Source organism: Flagellimonas ochracea, assembly GCF_009903685.1.
Lineage (GTDB): Bacteria > Bacteroidota > Bacteroidia > Flavobacteriales > Flavobacteriaceae > Flagellimonas > Flagellimonas ochracea.
In genome coordinates this window covers 645,344-663,970 of record NZ_JAAABI010000002.1, presented here as the reverse complement: position 1 = coordinate 663,970, position 18,627 = coordinate 645,344, and the positions used below count along the sequence as shown (strand labels likewise).

At 41.2% G+C, this 18,627-nt stretch carries 17 protein-coding genes; 7 read left to right on the top strand and 10 right to left on the bottom strand.

What is annotated here, in order from left to right:
* Positions 1-66: 66 nt before the first annotated feature.
* Complete coding sequence (locus GTQ34_RS08610) at positions 67-513, bottom strand: DUF4199 domain-containing protein (protein WP_166523365.1); 447 nt, start codon at positions 511-513, stop codon at positions 67-69.
* 175 nt (positions 514-688) lie between these two features.
* On the opposite strand from GTQ34_RS08610, the gene GTQ34_RS08605 reads away from it, so the two are divergent.
* A complete protein-coding gene (locus GTQ34_RS08605) occupies positions 689-2,011 on the top strand; it encodes a M16 family metallopeptidase (RefSeq protein ID WP_166523364.1) in 1,323 nt (440 codons plus the stop codon).
* A 1-nt stretch (position 2,012) separates the two neighbouring features.
* Complete coding sequence (locus GTQ34_RS08600) at positions 2,013-3,485, top strand: M16 family metallopeptidase (protein WP_166523363.1); 1,473 nt, start codon at positions 2,013-2,015, stop codon at positions 3,483-3,485.
* Between the two features lie 120 nt (positions 3,486-3,605).
* On the opposite strand, the gene GTQ34_RS08595 is transcribed toward GTQ34_RS08600, so the two are convergent.
* A complete protein-coding gene (locus GTQ34_RS08595) occupies positions 3,606-5,717 on the bottom strand; it encodes a TonB-dependent receptor domain-containing protein (protein WP_166523362.1) in 2,112 nt (703 codons plus the stop codon).
* A gap of 69 nt (positions 5,718-5,786) precedes the next feature.
* Positions 5,787-6,170, bottom strand: a complete 384-nt coding sequence (locus GTQ34_RS08590; protein ID WP_166523361.1) for a hypothetical protein — start codon at positions 6,168-6,170, stop codon at positions 5,787-5,789.
* Between the two features lie 159 nt (positions 6,171-6,329).
* On the opposite strand from GTQ34_RS08590, the gene GTQ34_RS08585 reads away from it, so the two are divergent.
* Positions 6,330-6,755, top strand: coding sequence for a hypothetical protein (locus GTQ34_RS08585; protein WP_166523360.1), 426 nt, complete (start codon positions 6,330-6,332; stop codon positions 6,753-6,755).
* Between the two features lie 3 nt (positions 6,756-6,758).
* Here GTQ34_RS08585 and gldD read toward each other — a convergent pair whose 3' ends face one another.
* Genes gldD through mutY form a run of 4 tightly spaced genes read right to left on the bottom strand, consistent with a single transcriptional unit; the run spans position 6,759 to position 10,154 of the window.
* Entirely contained in the window at positions 6,759-7,313 is a 555-nt protein-coding gene (gene gldD / locus GTQ34_RS08580) for a gliding motility lipoprotein GldD (protein WP_166523359.1), read from the bottom strand.
* Entirely contained in the window at positions 7,303-8,613 is a 1,311-nt protein-coding gene (locus GTQ34_RS08575; RefSeq protein WP_166523358.1) for a gliding motility-associated protein GldE, read from the bottom strand. The genes gldD and GTQ34_RS08575 overlap by 11 nt, the downstream gene beginning before the upstream one ends.
* A gap of 24 nt (positions 8,614-8,637) precedes the next feature.
* On the bottom strand, positions 8,638-9,093 hold the full coding sequence (locus GTQ34_RS08570; RefSeq protein ID WP_166523357.1) for a single-stranded DNA-binding protein: 456 nt from the start codon (positions 9,091-9,093) through the stop codon (positions 8,638-8,640).
* 23 nt (positions 9,094-9,116) lie between these two features.
* On the bottom strand, positions 9,117-10,154 hold the full coding sequence (mutY, locus tag GTQ34_RS08565) for an A/G-specific adenine glycosylase (RefSeq protein WP_166523356.1): 1,038 nt from the start codon (positions 10,152-10,154) through the stop codon (positions 9,117-9,119).
* A 121-nt stretch (positions 10,155-10,275) separates the two neighbouring features.
* On the opposite strand from mutY, the gene GTQ34_RS08560 reads away from it, so the two are divergent.
* From GTQ34_RS08560 to GTQ34_RS08545, 4 genes are all read left to right on the top strand, one after another.
* Positions 10,276-10,566 (top strand): HU family DNA-binding protein, encoded by a 291-nt coding sequence (locus GTQ34_RS08560; RefSeq protein ID WP_166523355.1) that lies wholly within the window; start codon positions 10,276-10,278, stop codon positions 10,564-10,566.
* Positions 10,567-10,836: 270 nt separating this feature from the next.
* Entirely contained in the window at positions 10,837-12,384 is a 1,548-nt protein-coding gene (locus GTQ34_RS08555) for an Rne/Rng family ribonuclease (protein WP_166523354.1), read from the top strand.
* A gap of 93 nt (positions 12,385-12,477) precedes the next feature.
* Entirely contained in the window at positions 12,478-14,856 is a 2,379-nt protein-coding gene (locus GTQ34_RS08550; RefSeq protein ID WP_166523353.1) for an alpha-L-rhamnosidase-related protein, read from the top strand.
* Between the two features lie 2 nt (positions 14,857-14,858).
* Complete coding sequence (locus tag GTQ34_RS08545; protein WP_166523352.1) at positions 14,859-15,335, top strand: regulatory protein RecX; 477 nt, start codon at positions 14,859-14,861, stop codon at positions 15,333-15,335.
* 2 nt (positions 15,336-15,337) lie between these two features.
* Here the strand turns inward: GTQ34_RS08545 and GTQ34_RS08540 are convergent, their stop codons facing one another.
* The 3 genes from GTQ34_RS08540 to GTQ34_RS08530 all read right to left on the bottom strand — a co-directional run bounded on the left by GTQ34_RS08540 (position 15,338) and on the right by GTQ34_RS08530 (position 18,618).
* Positions 15,338-16,213, bottom strand: a complete 876-nt coding sequence (locus GTQ34_RS08540) for a cupin-like domain-containing protein (RefSeq protein WP_166523351.1) — start codon at positions 16,211-16,213, stop codon at positions 15,338-15,340.
* Positions 16,214-16,272: 59 nt separating this feature from the next.
* The gene (gene bioB, locus GTQ34_RS08535; protein WP_166523350.1) at positions 16,273-17,373 is read right to left on the bottom strand and encodes a biotin synthase BioB; all 1,101 of its coding nucleotides are present in this window, start codon (positions 17,371-17,373) and stop codon (positions 16,273-16,275) included.
* Between the two features lie 84 nt (positions 17,374-17,457).
* A complete protein-coding gene (locus GTQ34_RS08530; RefSeq protein WP_166523349.1) occupies positions 17,458-18,618 on the bottom strand; it encodes a beta-ketoacyl synthase N-terminal-like domain-containing protein in 1,161 nt (386 codons plus the stop codon).
* Between the last annotated feature and the right edge of the window lie 9 nt (positions 18,619-18,627).

The following is an 18,627-nucleotide window of genomic DNA, read 5'->3' as shown; positions in this document are numbered from 1 at the left end:
AAATTAGCGGGTGCAAATATACTGCTAAATCCTTAATCTACAAGTATAATTTAGGCAATAAGGGTATTATTTTTTAGGGTTATTGGAGGTTTTGAAGAGCTGCATGAAGGAAAGTGTCAAAACCAAGGTAGTGGCAAAACCCATTATCGCAACAGTAAAAAACACAATAGCCTCAAAATGATTAAAGTCCTTCGCCCATGCCTCAGAAAGGTCGGTCAAGAAGTTACTGTTCAGTTCAGTACTGTACAAAGCAAAGAAAATGGTAAACAAGAGCGTAGCTATAAATCCTGTGGTCACACCTGCCGTGAATCCTTTTCCATAACTGAACTCTTTGGCCAGTTTGATTTTGGTGTACTTTATGGTCTCATAAATTCCAAAACCAGTAATCACACCATTAAAAAGGCTATAAAATACATTGGTATGCTTGCCCATTAGTGAAAGAATTAAAAAATAGGCAATGAGCACAGCACTTGTAACTATTCCGAAACGGATGGGCAAAGTCAAATTTTTCATTTGTCAAGGTTATGAACGATGGCTTAATTTACCAAATGTTTGCGAATTATACATAGTTTCTTTCTAAAGACTTTCCATCTTACAATGCACTTTCAAATTTTATCCTATATTAGTGTAACATCAATCAAAAAACGCTTACTAACCTTAAACTTGCACCCTAGTAAAATTTAATAATATGAAAAGACATCTGCTTTTGGCACTTGTACTCTTAGTCAGTCTTAATTTTCTGATAGCTCAAGAAGTGACCTTTGAAGAGTACGACCTGGACAATGGCCTGCACGTAATCCTACATCAGGACAATAGCGCCCCAGTAGTAACCACTGCGGTTATGTACCATGTGGGTAGCAAAGATGAAGATCCGGACAAAACAGGATTTGCCCATTTTTTTGAACATCTTTTGTTTGAAGGAACCAAAAATATTGATCGAGGCGAGTGGGACAAAATAGTATCTTCCAATGGTGGAAGTGGCAATGCAAATACATTTTTGGACCGAACCTACTATTATGAGACATTTCCATCAAACAGTTTGGAGGTCGGACTTTGGTTAGAATCGGAAAGGATGATGCACCCCATAATTGGAGAAATTGGGGTCAACACCCAAAAAGAAGTGGTACAGGAAGAGCGTCGTCTGCGTGTCGACAATTCTCCCTATGGTGCTTTCTTTGAACAGCTACTGAAAAACCTTTATGAAAAACATCCCTACCGATGGGGTGTAATAGGTTCTTTAGATCACCTGGCCAGTGCTACTTTGGATGATTTCAAGAAATTCAACAAAACGTATTACGTACCGAATAATGCCGTATTGGTGGTTGCCGGCGACATTGATAAAGAAAAGACCAAAAAAATGGTAGCCGATTATTTTGGCCCCATTCCCCGAGGTGCCAGTATAGATAGAACTGAAATAAGGGAGGAGCCCATTTCCAACACCATAATGGCAAAGTACCATGATCCGAATATCCAAATTCCGGCCATTCTATTGGCTTACAGAACCCCGGGGCAGGCGGAAAGGGATGCCTATGTGATCAACATGATATCCACCTACCTCAGTGACGGTGAAAGTTCCAAGTTGTACAAAAAACTGGTGGACGAAAAGAAAATTGCCCTCCAAATATTCTCGGTCCCTATAGATGCAGAGGATTACAGTTCCTACATTGTTGGTGGCCTTCCGGTAGGTGACAATTCCATTCAAGAAATCAAAGACGAAATAGATGCGGAAATTTTAAAAGTCCAGACCGATTTGATTTCAGAAAAGGATTACCAAAAATTGCTGAACAAGTTCGAGAACCGGTTTGTGAACGCCAATAGCAGTATTTCTGGTATAGCAAATTCACTGGCAGAAAACTATATGCTCAGGGACAATACCAACCTCATCAATGAAGAACTTGGAATTTATCGATCAATAACCCGTGAAGAAATAAGGGAAGTAGCCAAAAAATATTTAAAAGTAAACCAACGGGTAGAACTAGAATATCTGCCAGAACAAAAAGATGCCAATTAAGATGAAACAATATTTTCTGCTGATCGCACTATCATTTTTTACGTCAATTTCATTGGCCCAGATTGATAGGACCAAACAACCCACACCCGGACCAGCTCCAGAGATAAATCTTCAGGAACCTGAACGTTTTGAACTAAACAATGGATTGAAGGTCATGGTGGTCGAAAACCACAAACTCCCGCGTGTGCGCATACAATTGATGATTGATAATCCGCCTATTTTTGAGGGAGATAAGGCAGGAGTTGGCTCCCTAACTTCAAGTTTGTTGGGCAAGGGCTCTACCTCCATTCCCAAAGACGATTTTTATGAAGAAGTGGATTTTCTGGGTGCATCAATCAACATTGGAGCGCAGAGCGCTTCCGCCAGTTGTCTTTCCAAATACTTTCCAAGAATCTTGGAACTAATGGCCGATGCAGCATTGAATCCCAATTTCACACAGGAAGAATTTGAAAAGGAAAAAGACAAGCTTCTTACAAACATAAAGTCAGAGGAAAAGGATGTGTCGGCCATTGCAAACCGTGTTGAGTTGGCACTTGCATATGGAAAAAAACATCCCTACGGACAAATCACTTCTGAGGAAACCGTGAACAACGTCGCTTTGATGGATGTTGAGCAACATTACCGCAATTATTTTGTTCCGGCCAATGCCTACCTTGTGGTTATTGGGGATGTGGAATTTGATAATGTAAAAGAACTGGTAACCAAGGCTTTTACCCCCTGGTCCAAAGCGGTGCCTCCCTCGTTTACCTATACCAAACCCAGTGATGCCCAGTACACACAGATTAACTTTGTGGATATGCCCAATGCGGTGCAATCCGAAGTAACTGTGCAGAACATCACGGAACTTAAAATGAAGGATGAAGACTATTTGGATGCTCTTTTGGCCAATAGAATACTAGGTGGTGGGTCTCAAGCTCGATTATTTGTAAACCTTAGGGAGGATAAAGGCTATACGTATGGTGCTTATTCTTCCATTAGAGATAACAAATACAGCCCCATGCGTTTTAGTGCCTATGCCCAGGTGCGCAATGCGGTTACTGATAGTTCAGTGGTACAGATTTTAAGCGAATTGGATAGGATAACCAAAGAGCCGGTTTCCGACGAAGAGCTTGCCAATGCAAAAGCCAAATACGCTGGTAATTTTGTGATGGCATTGGAAAAACCTGAAACTGTGGCCAATTATGCCCTAAATATTGAAACCGAAGACCTGCCAGATGACTTTTATAAAACGTATCTCGAGCGAATTGAAGCGGTTACCAGAGAGGATGTCCAAAAAGCGGCACAAAAATATTTTTCTACTTCCAACGCTCGAGTTGTTGTTACTGGACGAGGGCAGGATGTTTTGGAAAATCTGGAAAAAGTTTCCTTTAATGGTAAAGCGGTTCCTGTTTTGTACTATGATAAGTATGCCAACAAAGCCGACAAACCAAACAATGAGATTTCCTTACCAGAGGATAAAATAATAAAAGACTAGATCGGTTTTGGCAAAACAGAGTCACTCAGGGTTTTGGACTGATGGTCTCAAATAACTCTCTTTATTTGTTCAATAAAAAGGGACGCCAAATTGGCGTCCTTTTTTGATTGGCAGTAAATTCTAAAAACTGTATTGCACAAAAAACGAAAGATTTCTTCCTGGATCATTTATGGGAACTCTTCCAAAATCGGCTTGGTTCACAAATGCGAAGTTCAAATGGTTATTGTACGCTTTGTCAAAAACATTTATGGCCGCAACGCCCAAATTGACATGCTTAAAAGGTTTGGCCCCAAAACGGAGGTCCAGCACTCCATAGCCTGCGGTTACCTGCTCCCCAAACGAATCTGCAATGTCCGCTTGCTCCGAGGTTAGCGTGTAGGTACCTCTTGCCCATATTTTTTCCCTTTCAAAGCCTAGGTTAAAGCGCGTCACCAAGGGTGGGGTCAAAGGAAGAGCTTCATCCAAATCCTTATTTTTTGTATACACATGGGCTACCTCGCTCTTAAAGTTGAAATGATCCAAAAATTGAATTTCCCCAAAAACTTCAAAACCTGTCTTGTACGCATCTTCAAGGTTCACGAAACGTTTTACCGCTTGGGGTTGGGCCATGGGCATATACTTCCTTTGCAAAGATTCATCAATCAGAGGAGCTATATAATTTTCATAGATTGAATAGTAGGTTGAAGCTCCATAGCGCAATTGGTCCACGAAAGGCCCTTCGAAATCAACCTTCCCTTTTACACCTACCTCAAACTGGTTGTTTACTTCTGCTTCAAGAAATGGATTTCCCACATGTTCAAAAGGATCCTGGCCCACATTAAAATGGTTGATGAACCTTTCGATCATGTTGGCAGAGCGAACACCCCTTCCATAGGCAAACTCCACCAACAGGTTTTTGGCAATGCCATATTTCAAAGAAGCCGTGGCACTGATATTGTTTTCTGTTCTTGAATCAAGCTCAGGATAGAGTGCTGCAAAATCTTCATCTGGATCTCTGCTTTCCGATAGTGCCAAATCATATCTCACTCCGCCTTTCAACAATAATTTGTCCGTTACAGGATATTGGCCTTCAACAAAAAGGCCATAATCTTCGATTTTGGAATCCTGCCAAACGTCATCTATAAATTCTATTGGTACAAGTAGCGGGTTTCCGGCCATGTTCATTTTTACCAAACGAACTCTTTCGCCCTCCCTACCTATGGAAAGGGCATCCATTCCCGTAAAGAGTTTTAAATCGGCCACAGGTTTCCATTCTAACTCCAACCTACCTCCAAAAGTATCCGCATCCACATTGGAAACGGCTTCGGTCATCATAAAACTGGGGCGCAGTTCGTTGGTCATGATGTGGTCTACTCCTGAATAATATACTTTGCTCCTCAAGGTGGACAAAATTCCGCCCAAATCCTGCCATTTGTAATCGAGTGATAGCACCGTACTGTTATCTTCCTCGGTATCCATTGGCAATCCTGCATGAAGCACATCCCTACCAAAGGATTGCCTAAATTCCATTTGAAGACGTTGTTTCTTGCCTAGGTTATATCCCATTTGCAATCCATAATCCGTGCTTTTAAAAGAGGATGGAACTTCGACTCCGTTGCCGTCCTCATAATTGCCGAAATTTCGATATCCAAAATTAGCGTTGACATCATACTTGTCTTCTACCAACTTAAGGTTGACCAAAGAAGTGATGGAGTTACCATTGGTCTCATCCCCAAACTCTACCCGACCATGATACCCTTTTTCTCCTTTTTCAACATCATGGGTGACCAAATTTATCAGACCCCCAAATGTAGCCCCATAGCGAAACGTATAAGGCCCCTTTACCACCTCTATTCGCTCAATCTCCTCTGGAATAACATGGGTGGTTATTGGGTCCATCCGGTTTGGGCAGGCGTGCATCACTTTGGTGCCCCCGTTAAATTGAACGTTCAATTGTTCGTATTGGGAAGCTCTAAATGAGGGGTCAATAGCGTAATTCCCTCTTTTGATCAGGGCAAAACCATTAATGTCTTTGAACAAGTCTGCCACATTTTTGGGTTGGACCACTTTCTTAGCGTGCTCACTCTCCACCATGGAAAAAACAGGGTCCGACCTGTCTTCTCCCTCAACAACTACTTCGTTTAATGAAACAAGTTTGTTGGTAAGGGAATCTTGCTGAACCTGAGCTTGTACATGGAACCCCAAGGTCCCAAGGGACAAAACGAAGAGTTTTGTCAATATTGACGATTTCATATTGTATTAAAATTTAAGGTTTATGTATTCTTTATCTGATGCCGTAACGCATCTTGTTTATACAAAACCTTAAAAAATGGGAGGTTTATAGGGTACAACTATGAAATTAAAAGAATAATTGGTTTGAGGATAGTGGTTTACTTCATTGGTTTTTGTAAGGTCTGCGAGAACATAGTTTGGATATTCAGGCAAAAATAAAACCAACTGCTCCCATCCAATGGTCGGCAAAGGTTGTTCTTCCTCTTCACTTTGTGCGACCAACATCTGGGAAAGCATACATTTACCATCGCAGTTAAGTTGTGGTTTATCCTTGTTTTCACAAAGCCGCTCTATAAAGTCTTCCTTGGCAACACTGTAGTACACATACATCGCTGAAAAGCGCAGGTTGCTCATCAAAATCAGGGTGATGAAAAGCAACGAAAAGGCAAGCGATTTGTATTGCTTTGGTGACACTGTAATCTATTTATCCTAAATACAAAAACTGTTTCAGCGGCAAAAATATGGAAGTCCACTTTTTTAAAAAGTGACATAAGTCACCTTCCAAATCAAATTGCACATTTTAACAACAGGGTTTCTATTTACATTGGTTAAATTTGTTTTCAAATCTACAGCATGAAACAAATTCTTTCACTTTCACTTCTACTGTTCGGCCTTGCATTTATCTCCTGTAACCAGAAAAAAAAGGGAGATGAGAAACCCTCTCAAATGGAACAGGTAATGGCCATACACGATGAGGTAATGCCCAAAATGGGAAAGCTTGGCAAATTGGTTGGAGAACTTAAAAGCAAAGTGGATACCACGGCAATGGGTCAGCAATACGAAGCTGCCATGAAAGACTTACAAGATGCCAACACTGCCATGATGGATTGGATGAAAAACTTTGGTGATCGTTTTGACTCTGAAGAGATTTTGGAGGGAAAAGCGCTTTCAGAGGAAAAACAACTGTGGCTTAACGAGGAGGAAGAAAAGGTTAAGGCACTTAAAAATCAAATCAATTCAAGTATTGCCGAGGCAGAACAGTTGTTGTCAGAAGAATAGTCGCTACTTCCAACGTAGAGATTCCATTATTCGCTTAATATCATTTTGTAGGTATACCGCAGCCGGGAAAATGGAGTCATAATTGGGCTTGGCATAAAAATAAAGTGATCCAGTCAAGAAATGGTCTGTACTGTCCGTGACATAAAATTGGGATTGGGAGGCTGCGTTTCCACTTACTTCATAAAACATTCCGTACACTTTTTCATCCCGGTTGATGTACTCCTTTGGAGCTATGTTGTCGGCTTTTACGACATGCTCATAGGTCAGCTTTTGAGCATCTACCAAAAGTTCCCGAATGTTCCCATCCACTTTTTTATAGGTAAGAAAAATAGACCCCTTCATCATGGGGTAGTCCAAAACCAAAGAACAATCTTTATTCTCCTTTAGGGTGGATAGCTTATTTTGATCAAAAACATAGGCACAACCTAAATCAGAGGTTTGATATCCCGCTTTAGGATATTCCAGACGCAACATGGCCTTAGGTTTGGGCTGCACTTCATCCCTGCACCCTGAAAGCAACACTATAAGGATAAGGGCAATGATAGGGTTATGTTTCATGGGGCAAAGTTACTTTAATGCGTTTCAATCTTTTTTTATCGGAGCTTTCCACTAAAAATTGATAGTCTTTAAACTGGACTTTCTCCCCTCTTTTGGGAAAACTTCCAGAAATTTCGAGGACAAATCCAGCTATGGTCTCCGACTCGCCTTTTTGTTCTTCAAAAATTGATTCATCTTCAATCTTGACCACTCGATAAAAATCTTTCAAGGCAGTTTTTCCATCAAAAACATAGGTATGGTCATCCAATTTGGAAAAAATAAGATCTTCATCATCAAATTCATCGCTGATATCCCCAACAATTTCTTCAATGATATCTTCAAGGGTAACTATGCCTGAAGTACCGCCGTATTCATCAACCACAACCGCCAAATGATTTTTTTTACCCTGAAATTCCAACAGTAGGTCATCCAGTTTTTTATTCTCTGGGACAAAATAGGGTTCACGAATCAATGACATCCAGTTAAAAGTTTTCCGATCCAGATAAGGAAGCAGGTCCTTTACATAGAGAACCCCCAGCACGTTATCCATATTCTCGGAAAAAACGGGGATTCTGGAATATCCGTTCTTCTTTATCTCTCGGATAACCTCAGGGAACTTCATTTTTTCATTAAGGGCAAATATGTCTATTCTGGGCCGCATAACCTGTTTGGTGTCGGTGTTGCCGAAGGTTACAATTCCTTCCAAAATTTTTTGCTCTTCCTTAGTGGTGTCCCCTTCCGAAGCCAGTTCCAAAGCCTGGGACAAATGGTTTACACTTAGGCTGGATTTTTGTTTTCCCAATTTCTCTTCCATAAAAATGGTTGCCGAACGCATAGGGCCACTTAATGGTGTTAGCAAAGCATTCAAAAATTTGAGTGGCAATGCCATAAGGTAGGAAAACTGGATTCGGTTTCTGCTGGCATATATTTTTGGGAGTATCTCCCCAAACATCAAAATTAAAAAGGTGGCGACAACAACCTCAGACACAAAGCGGAGCGTACCATCGAGCCCAGTAAAAATAGTGTCCCCAATAGAGCTGAACAGCAAAACAATACCAATGTTTATGGCATTATTGGTTATTAAAATGGTGGCCAGCAATTTTTTTGGGCGCTCCAATAACAAAATCAGAATCTTCCCCCTGGCGGAATCCTTTTCGCCCATTTCGTTCAAATCGGTTTGGGAAAGGCCGAACAAGGCTACCTCTGCAGCCGAAATCATGGCTGAGCAACCTAAAAGAAGCAGAAGCACAATTATCTTAACATAGAATATTCCACCGAATGCGGTAAAGAAAAACGCCAAACAATGGGGCTCGGGATCCAAAGTATATCGTTTTAAACTTATTTTCTAAAAAGGAAGGTCATCATCTTCCTCTGTTTCATGAACCGTTGGAGTCTCCGCTGATTTTACAGGCTCATTCTGTGATATTGCGCCAGCACCTTGTTGGGAATTGGCCATACTCTCCTTTTTGGTAGACAGAAAGGTAAAATCTTGCACATGCACCTCGGTGGTATAACGCATATTGCCATCTTCACCTTGCCATTGCCGATTTTTCAATCGTCCTTCCACATATACTTTATCGCCTTTGCTAAGATACTTTTCGCAAATTTCAGCAGCTTTATTCCTGACAACAATATTGTGCCACTCAGTATTGGTAACCTTTTCACCAGTTTGCCTGTTGGTATAGGTTTCATTGGTGGCCAGAGGAAATCTTGCAATACAGTTGCCCCCTTCAAAATAGTGGATTTTCACCTCGTCTCCCAAATGCCCAATCAGCATTACTTTGTTTAATGTTCCGCTCATAACTGTTTAATTAGGCAAAAGTACTAAATTTTAAATCTCTGGATGAAATCTGCAATCAAAACAGGTACAGGAAAAGCATGTATTTTGTTCCAAGGTGTTGCACCGACCAGTATTTCTTCCGTTCTCAAAATCCAGAATTTGGTATAGAGGTGTTGGTGCGAAAGTTTGTGCACTATCGGCTGCCCATTATAGAGGTCAGCGGTATCCCATGAGGGTAAATAATCCGCGTTTTTTGCCTTATCCTTAACCTCTGACAAATCCATTTCCTTTTCCGATTCAAGCAATGGAAATTGATATAGGTTTTGCCAGATTCCCCTTCCCTGACGTTGTTCAAGAATTGTATTTTTTTTGGAATCCAAATAAACCAAATAGTTAAAGTGCCGGTTCTTTATCTTGGTCTTTCCTTGTTTAAGTGGTAAAAGTTGCACTTTATTGTCCTTTAATGCTTTACAACCCGCATTCAATGGACATTCTTGGCACTTTGGATTTTTGGGGGCACATTGCACAGCCCCGAATTCCATTATGCCCTGATTATAATCGGCACTATTTTCAGAATCCATGACTTCCCTTGCCAATTTTTTAAAATACTTGATGCCCTTGGTGGTGTTTATGGGAAGCTCTACGCCAAAAAACCGAGCGAGCACTCTGTACACATTGCCATCCACAACGGGTTCGGGTATTCCAAAACAAATTGAAGCAATGGCGCTGGCCGTATAGTCCCCTATCCCCTTGAGTTTTTTGAGCTCTTCGTAGGTGTTGGGAAATTTTCCGTCGTAATGCTCCACAACCATCTTAGCGGTGGCATGCAGGTTTCTTGCACGGGAATAGTACCCCAGTCCTTGCCATAATTTCAAGACTTTTTGTTCTGAAGCGCAGGCCAAATGGTATACCGTGGGAAATGATTCCAAGAAATTTTGGTAATAGGGTAATCCCTGTGCTACCCTGGTTTGCTGCAATATCACCTCAGAGAGCCAAATTCGATAAGGGTCCTTGGTACTTCTCCAAGGAAGTTCCCGTTTGTTTTCGTGATACCACTTCAATATTTTTTGGGAAAAAAGCATAGCAGGAAATACTAGGGATCAAATGTAGTAGTTTATATACTTAAAATTAAAGGCATTAAATGAAAGATTAATTTTAATGTTTATATTTGCAACCCTAAAAAACAGAAAATAATTAGACGAAATGACGAAAGCAGATATCGTAACTAGAATCTCGGAGAAACTAGGAATTGAGAAAGGAGACGTACAAGCAACGATAGAATCTTTTATGGACGAAGTGAAATCATCCTTAGAGAATGGAGATAATGTTTATCTAAGAGGTTTTGGAAGCTTTATCATAAAGACAAGGGCAGAAAAAACAGGAAGAAACATATCAAAGAACACAACTATTAAAATTCCTGCACACAATATCCCTGCCTTTAAGCCTGCAAAGGTTTTTGTTGAGGGTGTAAAAAGCAACGTCCAAGTAAAGTAATATAACTAATATAAAAGGAAGAGCCATATGCCGAGTGGTAAAAAAAGAAAAAGACATAAGGTTGCGACCCACAAGCGTAAAAAACGCAGGAGAGCTAACCGACACAAGAAAAAGTAGTTGTTGTAACTACTTTTTCATTTTTAGCGTATACGTTCTTTGACATAGAGATTCAAATAAAGAATTTCAGTCGGTTTGAAAAATAGCCGATTTCTACATATTGTTTAATCATTTATCCCAAAAATGAACAGGGATAAATAAAAATCGATTCAGGTGAATAGAGAATTAATTGTAAGATCTGGTCCTGATGCAGTCGATTTTGCCTTACTAAAGGATGGAAAACTTATTGAACTACATAAAGAAGAGGACAACAACAACTTTTCTGTAGGGGATATCTTCCTAGCCAAGATACGAAAACCCGTTACAGGCCTAAATGCGGCCTTTGTCAACGTAGGTTATGAAAAAGATGCGTTCCTGCACTATCATGACCTCGGCCCGCAATTGTCCTCAATGCTTAAATTCATTAAAAAAGCAAGAACAGGGAGACTAAAGGATTTCTCCCTAAAAGATTTTCCATTTGAAAAAGACATTGACAAGAATGGCAGTATAAATGAAGTTATCAAGGCCAATCAGTCATTACTGGTACAAATTGTAAAAGAACCTATTTCCACCAAAGGGCCACGAATCAGCTCCGAACTATCTTTAGCCGGTCGCTATTTGGTCATGGTCCCCTTTTCCGATCGTGTTTCCGTATCCCAAAAAATCGGAACCAAGGAAGAGAAAAACAGGCTTATACGTCTTGTGAAAAGCATTAAGCCCAAAGGATTTGGGGTAATTATACGTACCGTTGCAGAAGGCAAGAAAGTTGCAGAACTGGACAAAGATCTCCAGAATTTAATGTCCAAATGGACAACCATGTGCAAGAAATTGCACAGAGCAGACCATCCCTCAAAAGTGCTGGTGGAAGTCAATAGGGCCTCCTCCTTTCTTCGAGATGTTTTCAACGACTCCTTTGCTGGAATCCATGTTGACGACGAAGTGCTACATGATCAAATAAAGGATTATTTAAGTGAGATTGCACCAAAAAAAGAATCCATTGTAAAACTTTACACGGGCTCTGCTCCCATATTTGAAAAATTTGGGATTGAGCGTCAAATAAAGACATCTTTTGGGCGCACCGCTTCTATGAGCAAAGGAGCCTATTTGATCATTGAACATACGGAGGCACTCCATGTAATTGATGTAAACAGTGGCAATCGTTCCAATAAGGCCAAAAACCAAGAAGACACCGCTCTTGAGGTGAACCTGTTGGCCGCAACCGAAATTGCAAGACAATTGCGGTTAAGGGATATGGGAGGCATCATTGTAATAGACTTTATCGATATGACCAAAGGTGACCATAGAAGAAAACTCTTCGACCACCTAAGGGAAGAAATGAAGGATGATAGGGCAAAACACAAGATTTTACCCCCCAGCAAATTTGGATTGGTACAAATTACTAGACAAAGGGTGCGTCCTGAAATGAAGATAAAAACCAGTGAGGAAAATCCCAATGTTACAGGTGCCGAGGTAGAGGCCCCTATAGTTTTGATAGATAAGATCCAGGTTGATTTAGAAAGAATCCTCAACGGAAACAACAAGCAAAAGGGAATTGAGCTGAATACTCACCCTTTTATTGCTGCTTATCTCACCAAAGGATTTCCCTCTATCCGTTCCAAATGGTTCAAAACCTATAAAAAATGGATAAAGGTACAACCTAGGGATGCCTATAAATACCTTGAATATCATTTCAAGGATAAAGAAGGTAAAATTATTAGATAAAAAAAGCGACCTCGTAATGAGGTCGCTTTTTTTGTTTAGATCGGTTTTCATTTCAAAATACTACTTTTATAGCACACCAATTGGGTCGATATTATGAGGCAATTCTTTCTTTTTTTCTTTACCTCCATACTATGTTTAAGTTGTTCAACAGAGGCGCCATTATACCTGTCCGACCTTTTAACGGATTCCCAATCAATACAAGGCAAGGAAGCCTACTTGGATTCTCCGTTCGTTACCGCTGGTGATCGTGTGTATATGGTGGGTCACCAAAACGGAACTTTTCCCTCCCTCGGATGGCATATTAAAGGAGAAATGGGTGGGATTTGGAACCATCCCATCAAACTTATGGACGGTTTCGATGCTAAAGTGATTATAGGTGGCGATACATTGTCTTTGAACCAAGCTTCAAGTTTCGTAAACTATCCGTTTGCCAACAAACATATTTTTGAATTTCCCAGCAAGAATTTGGTTGTGGAACGTTATCAATTTGTTCCGGACGGGCAACAGGGAGTATTCGTTCAATATGTCATCAAGAATGATTCGAACGAGAACATGTCCGGCTCTTTTCAGTTTTTTGGCCACACAGACCTAAGACCCACTTGGCTTGGCGAGCACACACAAATGTATGATGATGTGGATGAAGCACGATATGAAGAAGGAAAGTGGATTGTAAAAGACAAATCAAATCCATGGTTCAACATTTATGGTTCAGATCGGACACCTTCCGATAATGGAAAACTGCCCAGGAAGAAAGGAGAAAACCATTTATCCGGCGAGTTGGTATACAATATTTCTTTGGCGGCCAAGTCTCGGCACAATCTGAATTTTACAGTGGCAGGTTCATACACATCACTTGATGATGCCAAAAAGAACTATGAAACCATTCAAAACGAATTCTATGATTTGGGCCAACAAAAGAAAGCTCGCTATAACAAACTGTCTGAACAAACCAAGTTGACAATTCCCAATGCTGATCTACAACAAACCTTCGAATGGCTCAAATATAACTGTGATTGGTTGGTCCGCACCGTGCCAGAAATTGGAACCGGTATCGGAGCAGGAATCCCAGACTATCCTTGGTGGTTTGGTGTGGACAGCGAATATTCCCTGAAAGGGTATATGGCCATCGGGCAGAATGAAATTGTGGAAAAGACCATCAAATTGCTGGATAGTGTATCCATGGACGTGAACGGAAACGGGAAAATTTTACATGAAATGTCCACGAACGGTTCCGTTTTCAATAAAGGTAACATAAACGAAACGCCTCAATTCACCTCTTTGATATGGGAAATATACTTATGGAATGGGGACAAACAATTTTTGGAAAAATACTTCCCAACGGTACAAAAAGGACTTGATTGGTTGTTGAAGGAAAACGATGAAAACAAAAATCTTTTTCCCGATGGCTTCGGTATGATGGAAATACACGGACTGGACAGTGAAATGATCGATGTGGCCGCCTATACACAAAGGGCCTTTGATGATGCTTCCAAAATGGCCGCTGAATTAAATCTACCTGAAGCATCCAAGTCATATAAAATCTTGGCTGATACATTAAAGAAAAAAATAAATGAGGAATTCTGGTCAGAAGATTTTGACTCCTACGCCGATTTTTTGGGTACGGATGAGCAGGCTTTACATTTGATTGAAGATGCCATAGTACGTGCCGATACCCTAAATAAACCTTGGGCCATTGAGGAATTGAAGACAACAAAAGAGAAGATTATACGCAATCCTTCCCATGGTGCACTGAAACCTTTTGTGCTTCATCATAACTGGGTAGTGAACACTCCCATGGAAATGGGAATTGCTGATTCGGCCAAAGCGATTACCGCTTTAGATACTGCCAAAAAGTTCACCAACCCCTTTGGGGTTTTCGTAACCGGAATTGACAGGGATGACTCTGCTGGCAAAGATTTGGGGTCATTTAAAGGAAGCAAAGTTTTCTCTTACACGGGAGCCGTAATGACCTTGCCCACAGGGGTACAGGCCATTGCAGAGAACAATTATGGCCGTCCCAATGAGGCACTGGATTATTTAAATAGAATGACACGTACTTTTAGTTATGCTCTACCTGGTAGTATGTATGAAGTATCGCCAGATTATGGGATGATGGCCCAGGCTTGGAATATTTACTCCTATGCCATTCCCATTGTGCAACAGTTCTTCGGGATCATGCCCCTGGCACATAAAAAAATTGTTGTTATTGAGCCTCAAATGCCCGATGCTTGGGACCGAGCCCAACTGGAAAATGTAAAAATTTCGGATAACGCCGTGTCCATCTTATACCACAAAGATGGAAACAATCTTAAAATAGAAGTAAATCAGTCCAACCCAGATTGGACAATACAACTGATTTTGCCGAAGAACAATTATTCCATTGTAACAGGCAATTCGGAACATTCAACCGAAGGGAATTCTTCCATTTTTACTTCCTCTGACAAACAATTGCTGATTTCCCTGAACCAATAACTATGTATCGACCCACTTCGAAACATACCTCGGTAAAGGAAGCCCAGAAACAAATGGAGCATTTTTGTGCGTATCAAGAACGCTGTCATCAAGAGGTGTTTGAAAAACTCAGGGCGCTTCGGATGATTCCCACTGCGATTGACCAAATTATGACCCATCTTATCCAAGAGAACTACTTAAACGAGGAACGTTTTGCCAAATCCTTCGCCCGAGGAAAATTCCGAATAAAAAAATGGGGCAAGAAAAGGATTGTGCAAGAATTGAAGCAGCGAAAAATCTCTATGTACAACATTAAAGGTGCCTTATCGGAAATTGAAGAAGAGGATTACTTGCAAACCTTAGATGAACTTGCGAAAAAACGATTGTCCCAACTAACCGAAACCAACATTCAGAAGCGAAAGAAAAAACTAGCTGACTATCTACTTTATCGAGGTTGGGAAAGTGATTTGGTTTATGCTAAAATCCAAGAACTGATTTAAGCTTATGCTACGTTTGAATGGATTTTTTTTTGCGTCCGGATTATGGCTTGGTCATTCTTCCAATCAATCCATTTTTGTCCCTGGGCTCGGCGCATTAAATTGTCAAAATGCCGCATGACGAGGATGTTGTACACGGCCTTTCCAAAATTTTTAGGTTTTCTGGCAATGGCCCTCAAACTCATGGAGAACCCCGGTGATATATATTTCATATGATGCCAGTAGCCCTCTGGGATATACAGCACATGGCCGTGTTCTAGATGCGCAATGTGCCCCTTTGCATGCTCCAATGCCGGCCATTTTTCCAAATCTGGGTTGGTAAAATCAATATCCTCTCTAGTAATCAGGGAATGTGGAATCTTATACAAAAACTTGGTTTCTGACTGCGGAAAAAGGATGCACTGTTTTCTTCCTTCAAAATGAAAGTGAAAGATATTCGCCAAATCGATATCATAGTGCATGAAGGTGTGCGAATCGCTACCTCCAAAAAACAACATGGGCAATCCTTTCATCAAACTGATACCAAAATCTGGATACTTGAAATCCTTTTGCAGTTCAGGAACTTCCTTTAAAACATTCCAGAGAAAAATACGGTACTTGGTAGGTCTGCTCTTCAAAAGATCAATATAGTCGCACATCTTCATTTTGGCGTGTGGCTCGTTGAACCCCTCGTCGTGCTTCACGGGCCTATCGTCATAAAGTGGAACGGTCTTTTCTCCAGCTATAAGCTTCATATAGTCCAAATTCCATTTGGAATAGGCCGGCCAATCATCAATAAAGCTTTCAATTACTACAGGCTTTTGGGGCTTGAAGTATTTACGTAAGAATTCCTGTTTGGAAAGCGTTTTTTCCCTAGGGATCTTTTCAAGGTTCAGTTTCAAAATTTCAATGATTTTGAACCAACTAAATTAGTAAAAGGTTTTTAATTCTTTTATAAATTCTATTTGGCGGAAAGTGATCTATGCTTTTGTTTGGCAGTTTCATTGCGTTCAATAGAATGTCCTGGCCTTGTCCATTTTGGTTTTTCACCTAAAGCTTCATACGCTGATTCGGATGCTTCTACGGTTTCTGGCTGCGGCGCTTTCACAAATGCTTTTTGGGGATTTAATCCAAGCTGCTTGAACATTTCCATATCCTCGTTCACATCCGGGTTTGGGGTTGTTAAGAGCTTATCTCCAGCGAAAATGGAATTGGCCCCCACAAAGAAACACAATGCCTGACCCTCTCGACTCATTTCAGTTCTGCCAGCAGACAATCGTACCTGTGTTTTGGGCATCACGACGCGCGTTGTGGCCACCATACGAATCATATCCCAAATCTCTACGGGTTTTTCATCTTCCATTGGTGTTCCCTCAACGGCCACTAAAGCATTTATGGGAACCGATTCAGGTTGAGGGTTCAAAGTAGCGAGGGCAACCAACATACCCACTCGGTCTTCTACCGATTCACCCATACCAATTATACCACCACTGCAAACGGTGACATTTGTCTTCCGCACGTTTTCTATGGTCTGCAGTCTATCTTCATAACCTCTTGTAGAAATTACTTCTTTGTAATATTCTTCCGATGTATCCAAATTGTGGTTATACGCGTATAGCCCCGCCTCAGCCAATCGTTTCGCCTGATTTTCGGTGACCATTCCCAAGGTGCAGCATACTTCCATATCCAATTTGTTTATGGTCCGTACCATCTCCAAAACCTGGTCAAACTCAGGACCATCCTTTACATTTCGCCATGCTGCTCCCATACAAACACGGGAGCTTCCAGAGGCCTTGGCCCTCAGTGCTTGCGCCTTTACCTGCTGTACAGACATTAAGTCGTTACCTTCAATGTCTGTATGATATCTTGCCGCTTGAGGACAATAACCACAATCTTCGGGACATCCTCCAGTTTTGATAGAGAGTAGGGTGGACACTTGGACCGTGTTTGGGTCATGATGTTCCCTGTGGATGGAGGCCGCTACGTAGAGCAATTCCATCATGGGCTTGTTGTAAATTTCAAGAATTTCCTCTTTCGTCCAGTCGTGCTTTGTACTTCTCATCTTAGTTGGATATCTGGGGTTAAAAATAAAGTATTCTTCATAATTAAGAACAGGCTTCACAAGATTTAAGGAAACTATCTCTTATTACCCAAGGCATTTCAATAGTATACTGACCGCATTTCCTCCAAATCCTACGGCATTGACAAGTACTTTATTGAATTCTTGACGTGGTTTGTTTTTGAAAAAAGGTGTGGAAATACCTTGTTGTTTTTGCATCATCAACACCGCCATTTCAACGCTTAAAAGCCCTGAAGCACCAAAGGTGTGTCCCACTTTCCATTTGTTTGTAGTCAGGTAAGGGAGTCTTCCCTCAAAAACCTTTTCGATAGCCTTGTACTCCGACAAATCTCCTTTTACAGTACCTGGGGCATGCATTACCACAGCATCCACTTCATCAATCCCAATATCGCCCAAGGCCTTTTTCATGGAATCTTGAAAACACTGGGCATCGGCTGAAATAGAAACGCTATGCTCAAGGGGCTCTGTGGCGAAACCGATTCCCTCTATTAGGGCCAGTGCATTGGCTTTTTCCCCTTTTTCCAAACAGGCTGCTCCGGCACCTTCGCCCAGTACCATGGTGTTTTGGTTCTTTTCCAAATCCAATGCTCTGCAAGGATAAGGCCCAGTATTCCTTGTATAAATTTTTAATGCCTGCATTTGTGCAATGGTGAATGGAGTCAGGGGGGCTTCACTTCCCCCCACCAAAAATTTCTCTGTCATTCCGCTCTGAATCCAAGCCACAGCATTCAACATAGCATGCAATGCCGTAGAGCAGGTGACGGAGTGCGAAATTTCGGGTCCCCTAGCCTTCAAATCGTGAGCGACCCAAGATGAAATGTTGCCTAAGGTCGTAGTTGGTGATGTCAAGGTCGAGGCCCTTCCTTCCTCCAAATACAATTTATGATACTTCTCAAAAAGGTGTGTCGCTCCTCTTGACGAACCTATATTTATTCCAAAATCACAGCCTTTTTGCCAACCTGCTTGCTTCAATGCTTTACGAGCAGTGTACAAGGCGTAGAGCACAGTATCATCCAAATGTTCGTACTTGGCGTCCGCTTCTCTTATTTTATCAATTTCCAATTTGATGGATTCGGGCAATACGGCAGCCCAAACCGATTGACCGTCAATATTTATTTCAGATAAGTAATGCCTGTGGGTTTGATAAACAGGCCATACCTTTTCCCAATGGTCTCCCAATGCGGAAATGGATGCCAGGGCAGTAATGGAAATAGGATTTTTTAACATAGTTTGGGG

Bases quoted from the DNA above. Each gene is read 5' to 3' on its own strand.
- GTQ34_RS08610 (WP_166523365.1), bottom strand. From the start codon at position 513: ATGAAAAATTTGACTTTGCCCATCCGTTTCGGAATAGTTACAAGTGCT.
- GTQ34_RS08605 (WP_166523364.1), top strand. From the start codon at position 689: ATGAAAAGACATCTGCTTTTGGCACTTGTACTCTTAGTCAGTCTTAAT.
- GTQ34_RS08600 (WP_166523363.1), top strand. From the start codon at position 2,013: ATGAAACAATATTTTCTGCTGATCGCACTATCATTTTTTACGTCAATT.
- GTQ34_RS08595 (WP_166523362.1), bottom strand. From the start codon at position 5,717: ATGAAATCGTCAATATTGACAAAACTCTTCGTTTTGTCCCTTGGGACC.
- GTQ34_RS08585 (WP_166523360.1), top strand. From the start codon at position 6,330: ATGAAACAAATTCTTTCACTTTCACTTCTACTGTTCGGCCTTGCATTT.
- gldD (WP_166523359.1), bottom strand. From the start codon at position 7,313: ATGAAACATAACCCTATCATTGCCCTTATCCTTATAGTGTTGCTTTCA.
- GTQ34_RS08570 (WP_166523357.1), bottom strand. From the start codon at position 9,093: ATGAGCGGAACATTAAACAAAGTAATGCTGATTGGGCATTTGGGAGAC.
- mutY (WP_166523356.1), bottom strand. From the start codon at position 10,154: ATGCTTTTTTCCCAAAAAATATTGAAGTGGTATCACGAAAACAAACGG.
- GTQ34_RS08560 (WP_166523355.1), top strand. From the start codon at position 10,276: ATGACGAAAGCAGATATCGTAACTAGAATCTCGGAGAAACTAGGAATT.
- GTQ34_RS08550 (WP_166523353.1), top strand. From the start codon at position 12,478: ATGAGGCAATTCTTTCTTTTTTTCTTTACCTCCATACTATGTTTAAGT.
- GTQ34_RS08545 (WP_166523352.1), top strand. From the start codon at position 14,859: ATGTATCGACCCACTTCGAAACATACCTCGGTAAAGGAAGCCCAGAAA.
- bioB (WP_166523350.1), bottom strand. From the start codon at position 17,373: ATGAGAAGTACAAAGCACGACTGGACGAAAGAGGAAATTCTTGAAATT.
- GTQ34_RS08530 (WP_166523349.1), bottom strand. From the start codon at position 18,618: ATGTTAAAAAATCCTATTTCCATTACTGCCCTGGCATCCATTTCCGCA.